Source organism: Spirosoma areae (assembly GCF_054781775.1).
Genome location: NZ_BAAGTT010000043.1, coordinates 141065 through 159636 on the forward strand (window position 1 = coordinate 141065; position 18572 = coordinate 159636).

Below are 18572 nucleotides of genomic sequence, written 5' to 3' on the forward strand. Positions count from 1 at the left end.
ATGGCCCCCATCCATCTTTTAATTTATTCCCGGCTTACTTTTCGGGTGGAGTTGTCGTAGTTGTTGTAGACGACCCGCTTTTTTTGTCTTTTTTCATCTTGCTGTTATTTCCCGTCGACCCACCATTCGTCCGGTCGGTAGGGGGCGTTGTCGTATTCTGATCCATTGTCGAGCCAGTGGTCGTTGGCGTTGTTGTATTTTGATCCATCGTTGAGCCACTGTTGGTTGTCGAACCGTTGCTCATCGTACCACTATTTGTATTTGTCGACCCACTGTTCATTGTTCCTGTACCCGTGCTGTAGCTGCTGTTGGTCGTTGAGCCGGTTCCAGTCGTTGGATTTGTACCTGTGCCCGTTGTGGTTCCGGTTGCAGAACCCGTACTGTTGGTTACGCTACCCGCACTATTAGTGGGCGGCTGATTCTGATACGTGTTCGTACTGGTTGGCGGTTGTGGCTGGTTTGTTCCCACCGGCGGCTGTGGCTGGTTAACACCCGTTGTCGTTGGCTGGGTCTGATAGGTCCCTGAATTGGTACCGGTATTCGATCCATTCGTGTTGGTGCCCGTTGTACCCGTCGTTGTCGACCGGTTCGTGTTGGTCCCCGTTGTTGTCGACCGGTTTGTGTTGGTCCCCGTTGTGCCGGTTGTTCCTGAATTGGTCGTCGAATTTGTTGTTTGTGCGTCTACGTTGAGGGCTATGCCGGCTGCCAGCATCCATCCCATCAGCAATACTTTTTTCATCGTTGAGTTTTTTACAGTTTTGACCTGTTATTCTATTACATAACTGGACTAATATAACTTTGTTTAATTTTTTTTAATTTTCTTATAGTCTCTACCCGGACACATCTCCTTTTTAGACAGAAAAAGGCCGTGAACAATTTCCTGTTCACGGCCTGATTAGGAACCTGAGTTATGTGTTACACTTGACCTTACAAATTCATTTTTTTCATCTCCTTCACGGCAAAATCGGCAGCACGGGCAGTTAGTGCCATGTAGGTGAGGGATGGATTTACGCACGACGCCGATGTCATACAGGCCCCGTCCGTGTTAAACACGTTTTTCACCGTATGAAGCTGGTTATGGGCATTCAGCACCGAGGTCTTCGGGTCACGGCCCATGCGGGCAGTACCCATCTCATGAATACCAATACCCGGATTTTTGGTCGTATCGTTGTGGGTAGCAATGTTCTTCAGACCAGCAGATTCGAGCATTTCAGCGGCATCGTTCATCATGTCGATTCGCATTTTCCGCTCGTTTTCCCCATAAGCGGCATCAAATACAATGAGTGGCAAACCCCACTTGTCTTTCTGGTCGGGCGAGAGGGTCATCCGGTTGTTGGGGTTGGCAATCATTTCACCAAATCCACCCAGGCTCATCGTCCACGGGCCGGGCGTAGTCAGGCTTTCTTTGAAATCAGCGCCAAACCCATCGACACCATTGCCCCGGTTCCAGCCACCGCGTCCGGCACCGCCCTGGTAGCCAAAGCCCCGCACATAGTCGCGCTTGTCGCTGCCCCAGTTTCGGTAACGGGGCACATAAACACCGTTCGCCCGCCGACCATAATAGTACTGATCCTCCATGCCGTCGAAGGTGCCGGAGGCTCCTACGGCGAGGTGGTGATCCATGATATTACGACCCAGTTGGTCGGAGTCATTTCCCATGCCATTGGGGAAGCGGCTCGACCTGGAATTCATCAGAATGGACGTGCTGGCAAACGCTGACGCATTCAGAAAGATAATCCGGGCATAGAATTCACGCACTTGTTTGGTATTCTGGTCAATAACCCGAACGCCGGTAGCTTTCTTTTTTGTGTCGTCATACAACACTTCCGACACAATCGAATCCGGCAATAGGGTCAACCGTTTCGTTTTCATTGCCGCTGGCAAGGTGGCTGCCTGTGTACTGAAATAAGCGCCGTAGGGACAACCGCGCATACACTGGTTGCGGAACTGACAGGCTGCCCGACCGAGGTCGTAGTGCAATTGCTTGGGCGCAGTCAGATGTGCCACCCGGCCAATAGTGACTGTGCGGGCAGGAAACGATTTCTCAATCCGCTTTTTGGCTTCCTTCTCTAAGCAGTTAAGTTGCATGGGAGGCAGGAAGTTACCATCGGGCAATACATCCAACCCATCTTTATTTCCCGAAATACCCGCAAACCCTTCTACGTAGGTATACCAGGGCGCTACGTCTTCGTACCGAATGGGCCAGTCGACGCCAATGCCTTCTTTAGCATTCGCCATGAAATCTTCTTTGTTCCAGCGGTAGCTTTGCCGGCCCCACAACAACGACCGGCCCCCGACGTGGTACGCTCGAATCCAGTCTACTTTACGATTTTCCTTTTCGAGGTATGGATTTTCCTTATCGTTCTCGAAAAAGTGCCGGTGCTCTTCGTTAGCCGTATAGCCGGTACGCATATTGGCCCAGTATTCTTCAGCCGCCAGCGTGGTAACTCGCCCCCGGTGCGGAAAATCCCAGGGGTTATTAGTCGCAGTTGGATAGCCCTCAATGTGCTTCACATCGCGGCCCCGCTCCAGCATCAAAACTTTCAGGCCCTTCTGGGTCAACTCTTTAGCGGCCCATCCACCCGAAATACCCGATCCCACGACAATGGCGTCGTAGGTCATCTCTTTTTTAGCGTCTATGTTGAGATTCATTTGTAGAGAAAAGTTGAAGAGTTATAAAGTCATATAGCTGTAAAGTTGATAGAACTACCCTCTGATCAAGTCTATAACTCGTCAACCTTATAACTGTATAACTAAATTAGATTGCCCACGCCTTCTGGCCGGGTTTGAGCGGAACGCAACCGTCGTAACGGCCCGGAACAGCCACGTATTCAAGCGCCTGTGTTGCTCCAATTTCTGACGTAAAATAGCCCGTCAATGTCAGGTCTTTCAGAATTGTATAGAAAGGCGAATACTTTTTCTTCGTATCAGCCATCTGCATATCCGCCTGGGCGCCAGCCGTTTGCGTGTTGGCTTTTGCCGCCTTCATTTGCTCCAGTTGTTGTTTGGCATCGGCTTCAAGTTTCCTGACAACCTCGATACGCTGGGCTGGATCGAGTTGCACAAAGGCTTTTCCGTAGGCATCCTGGCTGAGTTTATTGGTTTGCGTCAGGCCATCCAGAAAGCGTTGTTGATCGTCGGGCTTGTAGCAGTCCTTCAACATAATATCAATGACCTCATTCACTTTAGCGGCTTTAGCGCCGGGAGTTTTGGTCGTTGGAATAATCGTATCGGCCAGTTCGGCAACGGTAGCATCCTGATCGGCCGTAAAGAAAAGCGGCTTGCCTGTCAGGGCGCGTCGGGTAGCCGAGGCTTCGAGCGTATTGGCCAGCGCGGGCAGCGATAGGGTAACGCCGGTCAGCGCAGCTACCCTCATAAGGGCATCTCTCCTGTTCATATGCGTAGAGCGAGTTAAACTTTCAAATAGAACGATATAAGGAATTACAAATGTATAACAATCAAGGAATGGATTGTGTAATTTGGAGATACAGTTTCACAGAATTACATTATTTAGATCGGTGCTAAGCACAACTAAAATACATGAGGTTTGCGCTTATCCCCGTAAGCGCAAACCTCATGTATATTTCGACCGGCGCTATTCCCAGCCATTTTACTCTAAAAACGCTGAACTTCTTTGATTTCCAGCTATCTGACCGGCGCTTTTAAGGTTACGAAATAAACCCGGTTCTTATCAATCGTGCTGGAAGCAGGCAAAAGTTTAGCCCCGTATGTGCCAACGCCGGTTACGCCAAAATCGTCGTCGTTGGAGATAGCAAGAAGCGTTGGGTTGATTAGGGCGATTCCCTCCGCCTTGTCGTGTGGGTAAACCGGCGAAATCTCCGCTGCCAGATCGAAGGCCAGCGTTTTGCTCACCGGCACAATGCCATTTGATTGCAGGGCGGCTGCCGTTTTCAGCTCTTCGACAGTTTTGCCGCTGTATAATTTGCCATTCGCGCCGTTGGCTGGGTCCGAAATATCAGTAGCACCGGTCAGGTCGATTTTATAAACCCGTTTGAACAGCGTGTTTTTGTTGGCATCGGTCCCGTACTCTCCGTCGCGTTCGAGGACTAAAAAAGTGGTGTTTGTAATGGCCGTAATTTCGCTGTTGGCCTGTAAGTTAGCCCGTTCGATGAGATAGACAAATTGCTTTGTGACTCCCGTGGCAATATCGAAGGTCAAAATCCGGGTAATCAATGAGCCAGAAACAGCCGCCGACGACGGGTTGTAGAGCGGAAACTGCATCAAGCCCACCAGCGTTTTACCATCGGGCGTAATGGTCAGCCCTTCCATGCCCCGGTTAGCCCGGCGCGTGGCAAAGACCAATGGAATTTTCCGACCACCTGTACCACTGCCAAACGGATTGATTCGTTCTATGGTCTTGCCATTGGCATCAAAATGAACGAGGTGCGGACCGTATTCGTCGCTGACCCAGAATGTACCGTCTGAAGCGACAGCCAGCCCTTCGGAATCGAGTCCATCAACGCTCGTTCCGATGTTGTTACCCGCCACATCGAGGGCTAGTTCGCCCGTACCACCCTGATTGGCCGGATTGGGCAGACCGTTGAGTTTGCCGCCCGCACTGTTTTTCAGTTCGATAATCTTCTCCAGCGTCATCAGGCCGTTTTTGACCCGAAACTTACCAATTTGGGGGGTAAAGTCAGGTTTGGCGAATACTTTGGAATTCGCAACAGTGCCATCAATATTTGGGCCCCGGTCGGTAAGCATAAAAAACGCGCCGGGGTCGTTTGGATCTAAGGCGATGGCCGAGCCAAAGCCACCATTGTACACTTTCACACCGTTAACATCGCCTAAGACGGTAGGCAAAAACGTGCCGGGGTTCGTGGCATCGACAACCGCCGGAAAGCCCGGCGTGGATTCCAGCCGGTGATCGTCGCAGGCAGTTGTTAAAAAGGCAATGGCGGTGGCGAATCCAACAGCAATACGGAGAGAAAAGAGGGTCATGAGACGAGTTGATTTATGCGTGAGAAACAATTGCAAAAATCGACCGGGCATATTATCCCAACGTTACCTTAACAGTGTGAGTTATGAAGCTATTATTAAGATTAAAAGGACGTTAGCTTATTTCAGCTTAGGAACATACTGATTGGCCCGTTCATTGCGCTCAGCCCGTGTGACGACCTCGTTGATGCGTTTGGTGCGCGTTGCGGGCGTTTTAGCGTTTAGCAGCCACTCCAGAAGGCCACGCTTCACCGATTTGGGAAACGCATCGAAGTACGCCTGAGCCGTGGGATTCGCGGCTAATTCCTGTTGCAAATCGGGCGGGCTTACCAACAACTCAACTTCATCCAGCGCGGTCCAGGTACCGGTTTGCTTCGCCAGATTAACCATCGCCATGCCCGCATCGGTCATCAGGCCGGCCTGCGTCAGGTTTTCAATCTTGACTTTGTTGACTCCGCTCCAGTTGCTTTTTGGATTGCGTTTGGCGAAAAACTGGAAATAATAGTCGTCTGTGCCTTTTTTAACGGAACTGTCAATCCAGCCAAAGCACAAGGCTTCGTCTACGGCCTCATCATAGGTGACGCTGGGCGTTCCGCTCCTTTTTTTGTAGATGGTTAGCCAGATATTTTTTTCAGAAGCATGGTTTTCGCTGAGCCATTGCCGCCAGTCGGACCGGCTTGCGGCATGAAATGTATTGGGTGGTATTGAGGTTGCCATAAAACAAAAATAAGTGATCAATTGCAGGCAACGGTTGGTCATCTGAACCGCTGCCTGCAATTAGAGGGTACTTACTTCTTCACCAGTGCCTGTGTCGGCTGAAAATCCGGGTGGCCCGCCTGCCACAACCCGAAGGCAAACATGTTGGCGAAGTTGCGGAAGGTTACTTTCTTGTCTTCGGTGAAATGGCCGTTATCGTAGTTAACCTGCATCAGTACCGGCTTACCCGACGTACTGGCGTTCTGTAGCGCACCGGCGAATTTGCCTGGTTGCCAGGCCACCACACGTGGGTCGTTCATGCCACCAATGCACATTACGGCCGGATACTTCACGCCTTCGCTGACGTGGTGTAGCGCATCCATTTCATACAGGGCCATGCACTCGGTTGAGTCTTTCACCGTGCCAAACTCAGCCGCATTGACAGGCCCATTAGCGGAGTTTTCCATCCGCAGGGCGTTGCTGCAACTAACATTGCTAATGGCAGCCGCAAATAGGTCGGGCCGCTCAGTGATAGCCCGGCCAATCAGAATGCCACCCGCGCTGGTTCCTTCGCCAATAAGCTTCCCTTTGGCGGTATAGCCGTTTTTGATCAGGTATTCGCCCGAAGCAATGAAATCTTTCCAGGTGTTGGGCTTCGTGGTCTTGTACCCTGCCCGGTACCAGTCTTCTCCTTTTTCGCTGCCTCCGCGCGGGTGGGTTTCGGCAATTACTACACCTTTGTTAAGCAGGGCCAGCATCATCGGGTTGAAATAAGGCGTAGCCGAACTGCCGTAAGAACCGTAGCCGGTCATATAGCACACCGCCGAACCGTCACGTTTTAGATTTTTGTTGTAAATAATGCTCAGCGGCACCTTTGTTCCGTCGTGGCCCGGAATCTCTATCTCCTCGACCACGAGGTTTTCAATACCCGGATACTTCGCATCAATATGGAACGGACTGATGAGGGACTGACCCGTTGCCGGATTATAGTCGTAAATTGTCGTCGGCTGTTTCCAGGCCGTAACGCCCAAGACCAAATCATCCGTTTTTGGTTCGTAAGGGTCAATCCAGGCAGTGCCGCTCACGGGTAGTTTGACCGGCGTCCACCGGCTCGCTTTCAGGTCGTATTGCTGAATAGTTGTGTTGATACCGTTGGACTGAATGGCGAACAGATAGTTTTTCCCGGCCACGATGTATTCGAGTTTGTCCTGGCCTGGTGGCAAAATCTCAGTTGCTGTCTTCGTATCTGGATTTTGCAGGTTCGTCAGCAGCACCCGCCCTTTGGTAGTGCCTTTGAAACTGTGAAAGAAAACGTTGTCGCCAATGATCTCGAAACTCTTCACGCTGTCTTCGGGCATAAACAGCCGTTTCCAGCCAATGACAGGCTTATTCAGGTCGCCCACCGGGGCAATCATGCACTTGGCCCGCTGATCGACCGAATACATGCCGCCAATCAGATATTTTTTGTCGTCCGTGAAGGCGACGCCTGCGTACTCTTCCGGCTTGATGCCTGATTCCGGGTATTTTGCCCGGGAGAAAACCTCACGGTCTGTTTTGGCGTCGGTTCCCACAACGTGATACATCGCTTTTGTGTCGATGCTTCGTTTGGGGTCTTTCGTATCGGCGGAGTTTAGGGGCGTGTAGAAAAAACCCTTCCCGTCGGCGCTCCAGCTTCCTCCGCCAAACCAGACGGGTTCAATTTTGTCGGGCAACAGCGTTTTTGTGTCGACGTTCATAACCCGGAGTACCGACACCTCCGCACCACCCTCGCTAATCTCCATCGTGATCAGCCGTCCGTCTTCGCTGGGCGAAAAGCCAGCAATGGTATATTTCTTGCCCGCTCCGTAAGTTGCCGGATCGAACAGCAGTTGCTCAGGCCCGGTTTTCCCTTCCCGGTAGTACAACTTGCCGATGGTTTCGCTGGCCAGCGTTTTTTTGTAGAAGTAGCGCGAAGAAAGCGTACCTCCCCGCCGACGAACCTGATTGATGCGGGCAGATTTCAGCTTGTCGTAAGCCACAAACGTCTCAACTAATTTGTCCCGGCCTGGAATCTGGTCGAGGGTGGCGTTGGTATAATCGCCCTGCGCTTTGAACCAGTCTTTCACCTCCTGGCTATTCATATCTTCGAGCCAGCGGTACTTATCCACCACAGCCTTGCCGAAGTACGTGTCGGTAACGGGCCGCTTGGGCGTGGGAGGCAGTGTTTGCGCTGATAAAGCACAAATGACAAACAGGCAGGCGGTTAGCGTTATAGATAGAATTTTCATGTGGAGAAAGAGTTGTTTTAGGTTTTACAGTATAATCGTCAGATTATCAAGCCAATATACGGCTATTAGCAGTAGCTGTCAATCAGATAAATATATGATGAGCAGGATTGATTAAATGGGGAAATAGAAAGAGACAGACTTCCTCATATTGCCAGATTTAAAGGCAATGTCAATTTAGGCAGACCGGAAGTGGCAGACAAAAGTTCTTGAGTAAACGGTTGCAAAAATGAACAGCAGGTGCTTTTTGTAACAAAAAGCACCTGCTGTTCACAGAAGTTTGTCCTTTATAAGATTGGGGCAAAAAATTGGTTAAAACAGAGTGACTAAGCTTTAAAAGAGCGGCAACGGCGGGTTTGGATAGTTAAAATCCTGAACAGGCACATCATTATCTTCTATCCACTGATCGCACAATCTTTTATGGGCTACAGGATGATGTAGCCATCTCCTCGCCAATGCAGTAGCTATTGGAATGCCTGCTTCGTACAAACCTCTACCTGCAGGAGTGTGAATTGTACCAAAACTTATCTGCCGACGACCGTAGTTTGCATTTATGATTTGATTCCATTGCTCCCGCCACACTCGTTTGTCAGGTTGACGCGTAAAGCGAACACAATTGATAGAAGGAGTTCTTAACAAATACGCTATAATGTCCTTAGTTGCCCATTCAACTTGCCCCAAAGCATTCAATTGGGCTAATGCATTATCATCAATCAAGTTATAGTCTGTTCCATCGTAACGAGCAATATTGCCTTCAAGTCGATTATGTAACTTTTTATGAAAAGTGTTTTTGATTAGGTCTGCAAAAGTCATCCGCACATGAGCACAGAGCATTAATACTTCATTCAAATCTGGTATGAAAGGAGGAATAGTATTCTCTCGTTTTCTTGTCCACGTTATATTATGCTGGACGAAGATGTTGAACATCGTTGGCCAGAAATAATTACGGCCATAGAAAAAATCAACATCATTGACGGTAGTTCTGGGATTATAAGTACCTACAAACAAAACATGTGGTTCAAACGGTGTAGTGTCTAAAATGGCGTTTTTTGTAGCGAAACCTCCACCAAAATCTTCTTCGAGAAACAGATGAGGGATTGGCTTCGGGATACCTTTGGGTTTTATGTTCATTTTGAGAATAGCTTTGATTACAGTACCAATTTCGCCCCTTTCCACTTGCCTTCCAACACTCAATTCTTAGTTTTACATTTTGCGTGAAACTACCTTATCATGGCTCGCCACATCCGCATTAACACCATTATTTTACTCCTTCAACAAGGGCCGCAAACTATTAAAAGCATTACCAGCTACTTCAACGGCACGGTCAGTCCACGGCAAATTCGGAGTACCATCGACGCGATAAAAGGGCTGGGTTACGACAACGAAAACTTTGAGAAGACGGGCGCGGCCAACCGCAAAACTTGGCAGATTAAGCAGAACCTTTATCAGGTAAATACATACCGGCTTGTTCGAGGTACGTTACCACAAGTTTTTGCTCTCAAACGACAACAGGTACTCGAAAAGCTTACGAACTGGTCAGCCGGGGAAAGTACCCCGGTTATTGAGTCAACTCACTTTTATGAGACAGAAGCGCACAACCCGTTAGATGAAGGCTTGGAGAAAGTTATACAAGCTATTGACAGCAGGACGAAATTGATAATCAGCAGTTTGAAGGGCGATGCAACGTCCATATACGAACTTATTCAGTTTCCGTTGATCGTTCTTCCTGTCAGGACAATCTATCATCGCGGATGTTTCTACTTAGCTGCTGTTGCCGATACCACTCAACAAATATTGACGTTTCAGATTGACCAACTAACGTTTGAAGAAACCACCGAAACTTTTGAACGGTCAGCGTTAACCGAAATGGTTGAGGCTAACCTCAGCAATCGCTTCGGCGTTACACAAAATATTGACGATGAGATTTATAAAATCGAGTTGCGGTTTTCATCTGTAACGGGCAAATTTGTTAGCGAGCAGTTCTGGCACCAAAGCCAGCAAGCCGAACAAATCGGCGATAATTGGTACATCACCTTCCATTGCGGTATCAACCGCGAACTCGTCGGCTGGCTGTTTCAGTGGATGAGCAACGTAAAAATCAGTGGGCCACTTAAGTTGACGGAATTATACAATGAGCAACTGGCGCGGATGCTGAACATGACAAATCGACCTCCCAACGAGCCGCTGGAATACAGCAATACCTTTACTCCGAACAATCCTTAAACGCACTAAGGTTTCCCAATGGCATTAAGCTGTTTTCAAGATAAACTCCGGGCTAATATCTAAACGTTCATAGAGTTTCTTAGCCAAATCAATAGTGATCCGCCGTTTGCCGTTCATTACCTCAGAAAAACGGGCAGTGGAAACTCCTAAAAAATGAGCCATATCCTTCTGCTTCATATTCCGCTCAGCCATCTTGATATAAAGCATACCCGGCAGCGTTTCTGGTATGCGGATAGGCATTAGCGGAATGCTGTCTTCAAAGGTTTCAATGGCTATAGCGAGTTCAGAGAACTGCGCTTCGCGTTGGGTATCTCCTTCAAATCCTTCTGCGATTAGCCTGTCTAAAGCGTTTAAAGCTGCTTTATGCTCATCCCAATTAGTTATTTTCATGAGTCCTTAAGGTCAATAGCTGCTACGTCTACCTTATCATATTCAGCATGAGTGCCGATAAATTTGATATAAACTGTCCGAACGGAGAAGAAAATCATCGCAACCAGTCTGTAATGGTTTCCTTTGATGTTAAAGACATAACGATTATCGGCTATGTAATCTACCGAATTGAATGTCCGTCTTAGAGCAGCTAAATTCTGCCAGTCAGCATTTTTAACAATGTCATACCAATCGTTCAGGGCCGTAGTAACATCGGGATGTTTTTCGCCAAATAGATTTAGGGCGGTCTTGCTGATTACAACCATCAGGCAAACGTAATTACACGCAAATGAATTTCCAATTATAAAATTTAGTTTCCAATTATGGAATAATCAAACGCCTAACTCCCGCACAGCCAGCCAGCTCATTAGCCCGGCTCCGGTTTCCAGAGCTGTTTCGTCGATGTCGAAGGTAGGGGTATGAACGCCGGAGATAATACCCCGCGCTTCATTACGGGTTCCGAGTCGATAAAAGCAGGAATCGACTACCTGCGAGTAGAAGGCAAAGTCTTCGCCGGCCATCCATAAGTCGAGGTCAACCACGTTGTCGGCACCCATGTACTCAACGGCCTGCGCCCGCACCCGGCGGGTAAGTTCGGGGTGGTTTTTCAGGTAAGGGTAGCCGTGAACAATCGTGAATTCGCAGGAGCCACCCATCGCTTCAGCAATGCCTTCGGCGAGTTTGACCATGCGTTTTTTTCCCTCCGCCCGCCAGGCCTCGTTCATGCACCGAAACGTACCTTCCAGCTTAACTTCATTCGGAATTACGTTCGTGACGCCATCGGCAATGAATCGCCCAAATGACAGCACTGATGGGCTGGCCGGGGGGCAGTTTCGGCTAATGACCTGTTGTAGCGCCACAATAATGTGCGAGGCTATCAGAACCGGGTCTACCAGATTATCGGGCATGGCCGCGTGGCCCCCTTTTCCGCGAACGGTCAGGTAAAGTTCGTCGGTGCTGGCCATGTACATGCCCTCACGGAAACCGATTTTTCCTGCCGGAATATTGGGCGCGACGTGCTGACCAAGCATACTTGTTGGAGCCGGATTTTCCAGCACACCCTCCTTAATCATCAGCGATGCCCCACCAGGAGCTTTCTCTTCGCCGGGCTGAAAGACTAATTTCACGGTTCCATCAAACTGGTCACGCAGTACGTGCAGAATACGGGCCACACCCAGCAGACTGGCCGTATGCACATCGTGCCCACACGCGTGCATAACGCCCTCAACCGTCGATTTATAGGGAACATCATTCGCTTCGTGAATGGGCAGTGCGTCCATATCAGCCCGCAGGCCAACCACTTTTGACGGGGCGGCTACGCTGTCGCTCTTACGTCCTTCAATGAGCGCCACTAAGCCCGTATCGGCCACACCCTCCTGCGGGGTGATGCCAATGGCTTTGAGTTGGTCGGCCACAAAGCGGGCGGTATTATGCTCCCGGAACGAGAGTTCGGGATTCGCGTGCAGGTGTCGGCGCGTTTGGACAATATCGGCGGCATATTGCCGGGCAAGCGATTTGATTGAGTCGAGCATGAACGTAGCCTGGACGGCCACGTCCGGGTGTGAAGAAGTTGCCATTAAACGCCCGGATGTGGCCATCCAGGCTACTGTGTGGTAATAAACTGATAATCATTAACAACCGTTTCCAGAAACGTCCAGTTTGAGAGGCTGCTCTGGATTCCGGTTACTTCTTTTATTTTCTCAGCGGTCCGTATCAGCACCTCATCATCGCCCTGCCGCATCACGTTTCGGACAATACTGATGTCGCGGTCAGACAACAACCGAACATCGGGAAACTGCACAGCGTAATTTTCAGGCAAAGGTCGAATCAATACATCTTCCAGCGACACCGCCGGTTTAAGTTTCACGACGGTCGTTCCGGCAGCAATATCGCCCAGCCGCTGCCCTTTGCCATTGGCAGCTACGGTAATAATAGGAACGATTCCCCCAAAGAAGCCTATCGATTCGATAATCCGAAGCAGCCACCGGAGCAGATAAGCGCCTAAGCCTGGCTGCGACCCGTCGAGCATAACAACCCGGATACCGATTGCCAGTTTTCCAGGACTTCGGCCATTCAGCAACCACTCCGACAGCAGATCATAGCCAATGATTGGCAAGAACATAACAACCATGTAGAACATACCCGGTGTCATCCCTACTCGGGCTGGCAGGCCGAAAACCAGCAGTGTCCAGCCAAAAATTACCAGGTAATCAAGCAGGGCCGCCAGAATCCGGTCGCCAACGCTGGCAGGTTCGTATTCCAGCAAAACATTCTGAGAGGTGCGGATGGCAACAGACATGAAAAATAGTTGTAAGTAGTAAGTCAAAAGTCGTAAGTAAGCCGGTGCGGTCAAAAAGTTTTCCCATAAAATACCTGTTGAATTGGTTACATTGACGAACTTAGCTACTCCGACGACTCACCGACATACATGCGCGAGAACCTTTTCGTTAAACGCAATGCCGACAAATGGCGCGAGATAGAGCAGAATCCAGCCACCAACCGGTCGGACCCGGATGAGTTAGTAAGCAATTTTGTGGAACTGACCGACGACCTGTCCTACGCCCGCACCTTCTACCCCGACTCGAACGTGACGCGCTACCTCAACGGACTGGCCGGACAGATGCACCGGGGCCTGATGCAGAACCGGCGCGACGACCGCAGCCGGTTCGTTACGTTCTGGCAAATTGAACTGCCTCTCTTGTTCCGGCAATCGCATCGACTTCTGGCCCTGTCGGCGGGTATTTTTCTGGCGGCCTGTGTACTTGGGTGGCTGTCGGCAGCGCACGATAGCACGTTCGTCCGGCTGATTCTGGGCGATAGTTACGTGAATATGACCCTCGAAAACATAAAAAAAGGCGACCCGCTCGGTGTGTATAACAGCCATGACCAGGCAACGATGTTTGTTCAGATCACCATGAATAATATTTATGTGGCCTTCCGAACGTTTATTTTTGGTTTGTTTGCCTCGTTCGGTACGATGGCCATGCTGTTTTATAACGGTGTCATGCTGGGTTCGTTCCAATATTTTTTCTACGAACGCGGTTTGCTGCTCGATTCGGTTCTGAAAATATGGATTCACGGTACGCTCGAAATTTCGGCCATCATTATTGCGGGTTGTGCCGGTCTGACGGTCGGAAACAGCCTGCTGTTTCCCGGAACATACTCGCGGCTGGCGTCATTTAAACGGGGCATCAGGCAGGGACTGAAAATTGCTATCGGACTGGTACCGATTTTCATTGCTGCCGGTTTTCTGGAGAGTTTCATTACGCGACTAACGTTGCCACCCCTTGTGAGTGGAAGCATTATTCTGATTTCAGCCGCATTTATTGGCTGGTATTTTATTCTGTATCCTATTTCACTTAACCGCAAAATTCAGCCATGATTCAACTTTTCGAGCAACGCGACTTCGGCAATAAAATCAACGCCACGTTTCAGTATGTTATCCAGAACATGCGTAGCCTCGGCATGGCCCTGCTCTACATTGTTGGGCCGGTAGCCTTAGTGGCCGGTATTATGACGGGTGTCATGCAATCGAATATGCTCCAGTTAGTGAGCGAATCGACCGATGTCGATAACCGCGATCCAATGGCAGCTTTTCAGATGATGAGCCAGTTTTTATCGCCCACTTTCTGGTTCGCCATTTTGCTCAGCATTCTGGCCAATGTGGCGGTTATTCTGACCACCTACGCCCACATGAAGGTATACGCCCGCACGAACGGCGGCCCCATCAGCGTTGCCGACGTTTGGACCGAGGTACAACCCATGATTGGCCGGGCCATTATTATTTCGCTGCTTAACTCCATCATCATTGGCGTTGCTTTTGTATTTTTCCTGATTCCTGGTATTTACGTTGCCGTTGTCCTGTCGTTATCGTTAGCTGTTACCGCGTTTGAAGGCACCGATTTTGGGGACACCTGGAACCGGTGTTTCAAACTCATCCGCGACAAATGGTGGTCGACCTTCGGGCTGATTTTCGTGATGGGTCTCATCATTGGGATCGTCGGGTTAATTTTTGCCCTGCCCACCACCCTGATTGCTTTTTTTAGCGGTGCGAAGATGCTCCCCGATGTATCAGTGATGTGGCTTATTGTGGGCAATGTTATCAACCTCGTTGGCAGAACCTTACTAAACGCTGTGCTGTATACAGCTATCGGTTTTCAATACACAAACCTCGTTGAGCGGCAGGAAGGACGCGGCCTGATTTCGGCTATCGATTCAATCGGCACAGCCCCAACCCAACCCCACCCAACAGATGAAGGCAGTTTTTGAAACATTGAGGCTATTGATAAGAACGTTCGTTAACCAGGCCACACAGCGATTGCTTTATCGCTATGTGGCCTGGTGCATCTGCCTGGTACCATTTTTTGCCATACCTAATGCGTACAGTCAGTCAAACAAGGCTATTACGCCCGACGACCGCACCCCGGTGCGGGTACGCTACCCCGAACCCGACCACCTGCACAACCTTCAAACCGACCACGACTATCAATATGGCAACGACGCGCCCCCACCCGACAATCCGGTGGGCCGTTTTTTCAGGTGGCTGCTGGGCAAAATCTCAGCGTTTTTAAGCAGTGAAGCTTATCAAACTATCTGGCAATACGTTATTCTGGGCGCTATTGCGTGCTTGGTTATCTATCTGCTAATGAAGGCCGAAGTACTGGGTTTCCTATTCCCCAGGAAAGCCGAATCGAGTAGCCTGGACTACGAAAATATAAGCGAAAACATTCACGAAATTGATTTTGATGCAGCCACTGAAGAAGCCGTCGGCCAGCGTAATTTCCGGCTGGCGGTGCGGCTGCTTTACCTGAAAACCCTCAAACGCCTGTCAGATGCGGGCCAGATTGATTACAAACCCGACAAAACCAATCGGCAGTATGTATCTGAACTGGCCAACTCACCCCAGCAAGCTGATTTCGAGGCCCTAACCCGGCAATTTGAGTTTGTGTGGTACGGCGACTTTCCGGTCGATGACGTTCAGTTTAGCACCATTCAGCATCAATTTAAACAGTTTGGTGCAGCAACTCAATCAAAAATCCCGGCGGGCAACCGCCTGAACTAACTTTGCTGAAACCCAATAAATATCTCCTGATTTTGCTGGCTACGGTTACGGCCTATGTGCTGTTTGAGTACTACCGTCCGAAGCCAATTGACTGGTCGACAACGTATAAAAACAACGACAAAATTCCGTTTGGCACGGAGGCCCTGTTTGAGTTATTGCCCGATGTGCTGCCCACGTCAGCCATAAAAACAGTGCGCCTGCCTATTTATAATTTTCTGACGGAAGAGAAAATAACTATGCCTGGTAACTATGTCTTCGTCTGTCAGGAATTTGAGGCCGATGGCACTGACCTGAAGCAACTGCTGCCCTATGTCCGGCGCGGAAACAATGTCTTTATTTCAGCGTATGACTTTCCCGATTCACTCGGTTTGATTCTGGGGTTCAGGGCCGATGTAAAAGGCCCAACTCAGGCCGATACCACCCTGCGACAGAATTTCGTAAACCCGTCAGTACACAATCCGGTTGGGTATAATTTTCACCATGACGATGGGCGTAACCATCTGATTATAAAAAATAAAAGAACTATTACTGTGCTGGGGCGCAATGCCCGGAAAGAGCCGGTTTTCATTCGGGTTCGCTATGGTAAGGGTCAGTTTTTGATTCATAATCTGCCACTCGCGTTCACGAATTACTACGTACTCGACCCGAAAACATCGGACTATAGCTTCAAGGCTCTTTCGTATTTACCTGCTCTGCCAACCTACTGGGACGAATACCAGAAACAAGGCCGGTTCGATGAAGAACAGCAATCTATTTTCCGGTATATTCGCTCACAACCGGCCCTTAACTGGGCCTATTATTTAGTTGCCTTTGGGTTGATTTTCTACGCCATTTTTGCGGGGAAACGAACTCAGCGCGTTATTCCCGTAGTTGAACGGCTAAAAAACACATCGCTGGATTTTGTGAAGACCGTTGGGCGGATGTACTTTCAGCAGGGCAATCACGACAACCTGGCCCGCAAGAAAATTCTGTATTTTCTGGCCGACATCCGCGAACGCTATGGCCTGAACACAACAGTTTTAGATAAAGAGTTTACGGAAACGCTGGCCCGAAAAAGTGGCGCATCAATGGCTGAAACATCGGAGTTAGTACAGCTTCTGCGCGACGCTCAAAAACGAACCTTCTTATCCGAATTTGATTTGTTAGCCCTTAATAAAGCGATGGAAAATTTTAAACTGGCTATGGTATGATCAAGGAAATAGCCATACAAAATTTCAAGTCGATAAAGGAATTGAAACTTGATTTAAAGCCAATCAATGTCTTGATTGGCCCAAATGGAGCTGGTAAAAGTAACTTCGTAAGTTTCTTTAGCTTTGTATATGCCATTTATGACAAACAGTTAACGACTTATACAAGTGACAAAGGCGGAGCAGACCGAGTTCTGCATTTAGGTCGCCGGGTTAGCCAGCAATTGGGAGGAAGATTAAATTTTTCAGATATCAATAGATATGCTTTTTGGTTGTCGCCAAATGAGCAGAACAGTTTTTTCTTTTCCGACGAGTACGATGAATATAATCTATCAAAAGGAGACGTAGGCTATTCTGGTTGGTCAATGGATTCTTACGGGAGAGGTCATATTGAATCTAAACTTCATGATTTGACATCGCCCAGAGTTAACTATGTAAAAAAATACCTGGAATCTTTTCGAGTATATCATTTTCATAACACGTCTAAAAGTGCTCCTCTAAAGCAAACCGCCAGAGTTGACGACAATCGTTTCCTGCGGTCAGATGGGTCTAACATAGCAGCTTTTTTATATAAACTTCAGCAAGAAAATGCACTGGTTTACAATCGTATTGAAGCTGTTATAAAGTTAATTGCCCCTTATTTTGAGCGATTTGATTTACAACCTAATGGGAATTTTATTCGGCTCAACTGGCGACAAAAAAATACAGATATATATCTTGACGCATCGGACTTGTCTGATGGCACCATTCGGTTTATCGCTTTATGTACACTTCTACTTCAACCTCAATTACCCGAAACTATTCTTATTGATGAGCCGGAATTAGGCCTGCATCCTTACGCCATTACAATTTTAGCAGAACTAATTCAAGGAGTTGCCCACCAAAAAAAACAATTGATAATGTCTACTCAGTCGGTTAATCTAATTGATAAATTTAGCCCGGATGACATTATTGTAGTCGATAATGTAGCCAATGAGTCAAGATTCAGACGTTTAGATGAGCAATCTTTGGAAGCCTGGCTTGAAGAGTATTCTATTGGTGAATTATGGAATAAGAACGTTCTGGGAGGGAATCCATGAGAAGAGTCATCATTGTTGTTGAAGGGCAAACGTAACAGGAATTTGTTAAAGGTTGTATAGCTCCTCATTTATTTAATACATATGGAGTTAACTCTGTTGCAGCACGTTTGATTGGTAAACCTGGCCATAAAGGTGGTGATGTTCGTTATAGCCGCCTGAAGAAGGATTTAGACATACTGCTACGATAACCAGATGTAGTTGTATCGACGTTCGTAGATTTTTTCAAATTGGCAAATGATTTTCCTAACATTAACAATTGTCAGAAACATGGCAATTCAGAGCAGAAAATCACCTGTTTAGAACAAGGGTTAGCGGCTGACGTAAATGCCCCATTGTTTATTCCCTATATCCAGAAGTATGAGTTTGAAGCCCTTCTTTTCTCATCGGATACCGGATTTTTAAAATATCTTAATGAAGAAAGCTGCCAGGAATTAGAAGAAGTCAGTCGGCAGTTTGTTAATCCTGAAGATATTAACAGCACCGAGCTTCCCTCATATAGATTGATTGATATTATAAAGCGTTATGAATGTTTTCAGTACAACAAGGTAATTTTTGGGAACATCTTCGCTTTAGAAATTGGCATGGAAGCAATGCTGACGCGTTGCCAACGATTTGCAAGTTGGATTGACCAAATAGGTAAGACAGCTTCCCATAATTCATAATCCCGCTTTTT

At 48.4% G+C, this 18572-nt stretch carries 17 protein-coding genes and 1 pseudogene; 7 read left to right on the top strand and 11 right to left on the bottom strand.

The window, feature by feature from the left end; genetic code table 11:
* Positions 1-34 precede the first annotated feature (34 nt).
* The 7 genes from ACYVI1_RS26770 to ACYVI1_RS26800 all read right to left on the bottom strand — a co-directional run bounded on the left by ACYVI1_RS26770 (position 35) and on the right by ACYVI1_RS26800 (position 9050).
* Positions 35-739 carry a hypothetical protein gene (locus ACYVI1_RS26770; protein ID WP_460914138.1) on the bottom strand — a complete coding sequence of 235 codons (705 nt, stop codon included), beginning with the start codon at positions 737-739 and terminating at the stop codon, positions 35-37.
* Positions 740-927: 188 nt separating this feature from the next.
* Complete coding sequence (locus ACYVI1_RS26775; RefSeq protein ID WP_460914141.1) at positions 928-2652, bottom strand: GMC oxidoreductase; 1725 nt, start codon at positions 2650-2652, stop codon at positions 928-930.
* Positions 2653-2758: 106 nt separating this feature from the next.
* Positions 2759-3397 (bottom strand): gluconate 2-dehydrogenase subunit 3 family protein, encoded by a 639-nt coding sequence (locus ACYVI1_RS26780; RefSeq protein ID WP_460914144.1) that lies wholly within the window; start codon positions 3395-3397, stop codon positions 2759-2761.
* 248 nt (positions 3398-3645) lie between these two features.
* Complete coding sequence (locus ACYVI1_RS26785) at positions 3646-4962, bottom strand: esterase-like activity of phytase family protein (protein ID WP_460914145.1); 1317 nt, start codon at positions 4960-4962, stop codon at positions 3646-3648.
* A 117-nt stretch (positions 4963-5079) separates the two neighbouring features.
* Positions 5080-5676, bottom strand: a complete 597-nt coding sequence (locus tag ACYVI1_RS26790; RefSeq protein WP_460914146.1) for a YdeI/OmpD-associated family protein — start codon at positions 5674-5676, stop codon at positions 5080-5082.
* Positions 5677-5747: 71 nt separating this feature from the next.
* Positions 5748-7922: a prolyl oligopeptidase family serine peptidase gene (locus ACYVI1_RS26795; RefSeq protein WP_460914147.1), complete on the bottom strand. Its 2175-nt coding sequence runs from the start codon at positions 7920-7922 to the stop codon at positions 5748-5750.
* Positions 7923-8252: 330 nt separating this feature from the next.
* Positions 8253-9050 (bottom strand): hypothetical protein, encoded by a 798-nt coding sequence (locus tag ACYVI1_RS26800; protein ID WP_460914148.1) that lies wholly within the window; start codon positions 9048-9050, stop codon positions 8253-8255.
* Between the two features lie 99 nt (positions 9051-9149).
* Between ACYVI1_RS26800 and ACYVI1_RS26805 the strand changes: the two genes are divergently transcribed.
* Positions 9150-10142, top strand: coding sequence for a helix-turn-helix transcriptional regulator (locus ACYVI1_RS26805; protein ID WP_460914149.1), 993 nt, complete (start codon positions 9150-9152; stop codon positions 10140-10142).
* A 24-nt stretch (positions 10143-10166) separates the two neighbouring features.
* On the opposite strand, the gene ACYVI1_RS26810 is transcribed toward ACYVI1_RS26805, so the two are convergent.
* From ACYVI1_RS26810 to ACYVI1_RS26825, 4 genes are all read right to left on the bottom strand, one after another.
* Positions 10167-10532: a helix-turn-helix domain-containing protein gene (locus ACYVI1_RS26810; RefSeq protein WP_460914151.1), complete on the bottom strand. Its 366-nt coding sequence runs from the start codon at positions 10530-10532 to the stop codon at positions 10167-10169.
* Positions 10529-10837, bottom strand: a complete 309-nt coding sequence (locus ACYVI1_RS26815) for a type II toxin-antitoxin system HigB family toxin (RefSeq protein ID WP_460914153.1) — start codon at positions 10835-10837, stop codon at positions 10529-10531. Before ACYVI1_RS26815 ends, ACYVI1_RS26810 begins: the two co-directional genes overlap by 4 nt.
* A gap of 66 nt (positions 10838-10903) precedes the next feature.
* Positions 10904-12103: a M20 metallopeptidase family protein gene (locus tag ACYVI1_RS26820; RefSeq protein WP_460914239.1), complete on the bottom strand. Its 1200-nt coding sequence runs from the start codon at positions 12101-12103 to the stop codon at positions 10904-10906.
* A 71-nt stretch (positions 12104-12174) separates the two neighbouring features.
* Positions 12175-12870 (bottom strand): RDD family protein, encoded by a 696-nt coding sequence (locus ACYVI1_RS26825; RefSeq protein WP_460914154.1) that lies wholly within the window; start codon positions 12868-12870, stop codon positions 12175-12177.
* 129 nt (positions 12871-12999) lie between these two features.
* Here ACYVI1_RS26825 and ACYVI1_RS26830 point away from each other — a divergent pair, with 129 nt between their 5' ends.
* The 6 genes and pseudogenes from ACYVI1_RS26830 to ACYVI1_RS26855 form a co-directional block, all read left to right on the top strand.
* Complete coding sequence (locus tag ACYVI1_RS26830) at positions 13000-13953, top strand: stage II sporulation protein M (RefSeq protein WP_460914155.1); 954 nt, start codon at positions 13000-13002, stop codon at positions 13951-13953.
* The gene (locus ACYVI1_RS26835; RefSeq protein ID WP_460914156.1) at positions 13950-14840 is read left to right on the top strand and encodes a hypothetical protein; all 891 of its coding nucleotides are present in this window, start codon (positions 13950-13952) and stop codon (positions 14838-14840) included. The genes ACYVI1_RS26830 and ACYVI1_RS26835 overlap by 4 nt, the downstream gene beginning before the upstream one ends.
* Positions 14824-15633, top strand: coding sequence for a DUF4129 domain-containing protein (locus ACYVI1_RS26840; protein ID WP_460914157.1), 810 nt, complete (start codon positions 14824-14826; stop codon positions 15631-15633). The genes ACYVI1_RS26835 and ACYVI1_RS26840 overlap by 17 nt, the downstream gene beginning before the upstream one ends.
* Before the next feature lie 2 nt (positions 15634-15635).
* On the top strand, positions 15636-16823 hold the full coding sequence (locus tag ACYVI1_RS26845; protein WP_460914158.1) for a DUF4350 domain-containing protein: 1188 nt from the start codon (positions 15636-15638) through the stop codon (positions 16821-16823).
* Positions 16820-17899, top strand: coding sequence for an AAA family ATPase (locus ACYVI1_RS26850; RefSeq protein ID WP_460914159.1), 1080 nt, complete (start codon positions 16820-16822; stop codon positions 17897-17899). Before ACYVI1_RS26845 ends, ACYVI1_RS26850 begins: the two co-directional genes overlap by 4 nt.
* Before the next feature lie 200 nt (positions 17900-18099).
* Positions 18100-18561, top strand: a pseudogene (locus ACYVI1_RS26855) (DUF4276 family protein); the annotation flags it as partial.
* Between the last annotated feature and the right edge of the window lie 11 nt (positions 18562-18572).

What these genes read in the sequence shown, in the direction of transcription:
- ACYVI1_RS26770 (WP_460914138.1), bottom strand. Translation starts at nt 739, where the DNA reads ATGAAAAAAGTATTGCTGATGGGATGGATGCTGGCAGCCGGCATAGCC.
- ACYVI1_RS26775 (WP_460914141.1), bottom strand. Translation starts at nt 2,652, where the DNA reads ATGAATCTCAACATAGACGCTAAAAAAGAGATGACCTACGACGCCATT.
- ACYVI1_RS26780 (WP_460914144.1), bottom strand. Translation starts at nt 3,397, where the DNA reads ATGAACAGGAGAGATGCCCTTATGAGGGTAGCTGCGCTGACCGGCGTT.
- ACYVI1_RS26785 (WP_460914145.1), bottom strand. Translation starts at nt 4,962, where the DNA reads ATGACCCTCTTTTCTCTCCGTATTGCTGTTGGATTCGCCACCGCCATT.
- ACYVI1_RS26790 (WP_460914146.1), bottom strand. Translation starts at nt 5,676, where the DNA reads ATGGCAACCTCAATACCACCCAATACATTTCATGCCGCAAGCCGGTCC.
- ACYVI1_RS26795 (WP_460914147.1), bottom strand. Translation starts at nt 7,922, where the DNA reads ATGAAAATTCTATCTATAACGCTAACCGCCTGCCTGTTTGTCATTTGT.
- ACYVI1_RS26800 (WP_460914148.1), bottom strand. Translation starts at nt 9,050, where the DNA reads ATGAACATAAAACCCAAAGGTATCCCGAAGCCAATCCCTCATCTGTTT.
- ACYVI1_RS26805 (WP_460914149.1), top strand. Translation starts at nt 9,150, where the DNA reads ATGGCTCGCCACATCCGCATTAACACCATTATTTTACTCCTTCAACAA.
- ACYVI1_RS26810 (WP_460914151.1), bottom strand. Translation starts at nt 10,532, where the DNA reads ATGAAAATAACTAATTGGGATGAGCATAAAGCAGCTTTAAACGCTTTA.
- ACYVI1_RS26815 (WP_460914153.1), bottom strand. Translation starts at nt 10,837, where the DNA reads ATGGTTGTAATCAGCAAGACCGCCCTAAATCTATTTGGCGAAAAACAT.
- ACYVI1_RS26820 (WP_460914239.1), bottom strand. Translation starts at nt 12,103, where the DNA reads ATGCTCGACTCAATCAAATCGCTTGCCCGGCAATATGCCGCCGATATT.
- ACYVI1_RS26825 (WP_460914154.1), bottom strand. Translation starts at nt 12,870, where the DNA reads ATGTCTGTTGCCATCCGCACCTCTCAGAATGTTTTGCTGGAATACGAA.
- ACYVI1_RS26830 (WP_460914155.1), top strand. Translation starts at nt 13,000, where the DNA reads ATGCGCGAGAACCTTTTCGTTAAACGCAATGCCGACAAATGGCGCGAG.
- ACYVI1_RS26835 (WP_460914156.1), top strand. Translation starts at nt 13,950, where the DNA reads ATGATTCAACTTTTCGAGCAACGCGACTTCGGCAATAAAATCAACGCC.
- ACYVI1_RS26840 (WP_460914157.1), top strand. Translation starts at nt 14,824, where the DNA reads ATGAAGGCAGTTTTTGAAACATTGAGGCTATTGATAAGAACGTTCGTT.
- ACYVI1_RS26850 (WP_460914159.1), top strand. Translation starts at nt 16,820, where the DNA reads ATGATCAAGGAAATAGCCATACAAAATTTCAAGTCGATAAAGGAATTG.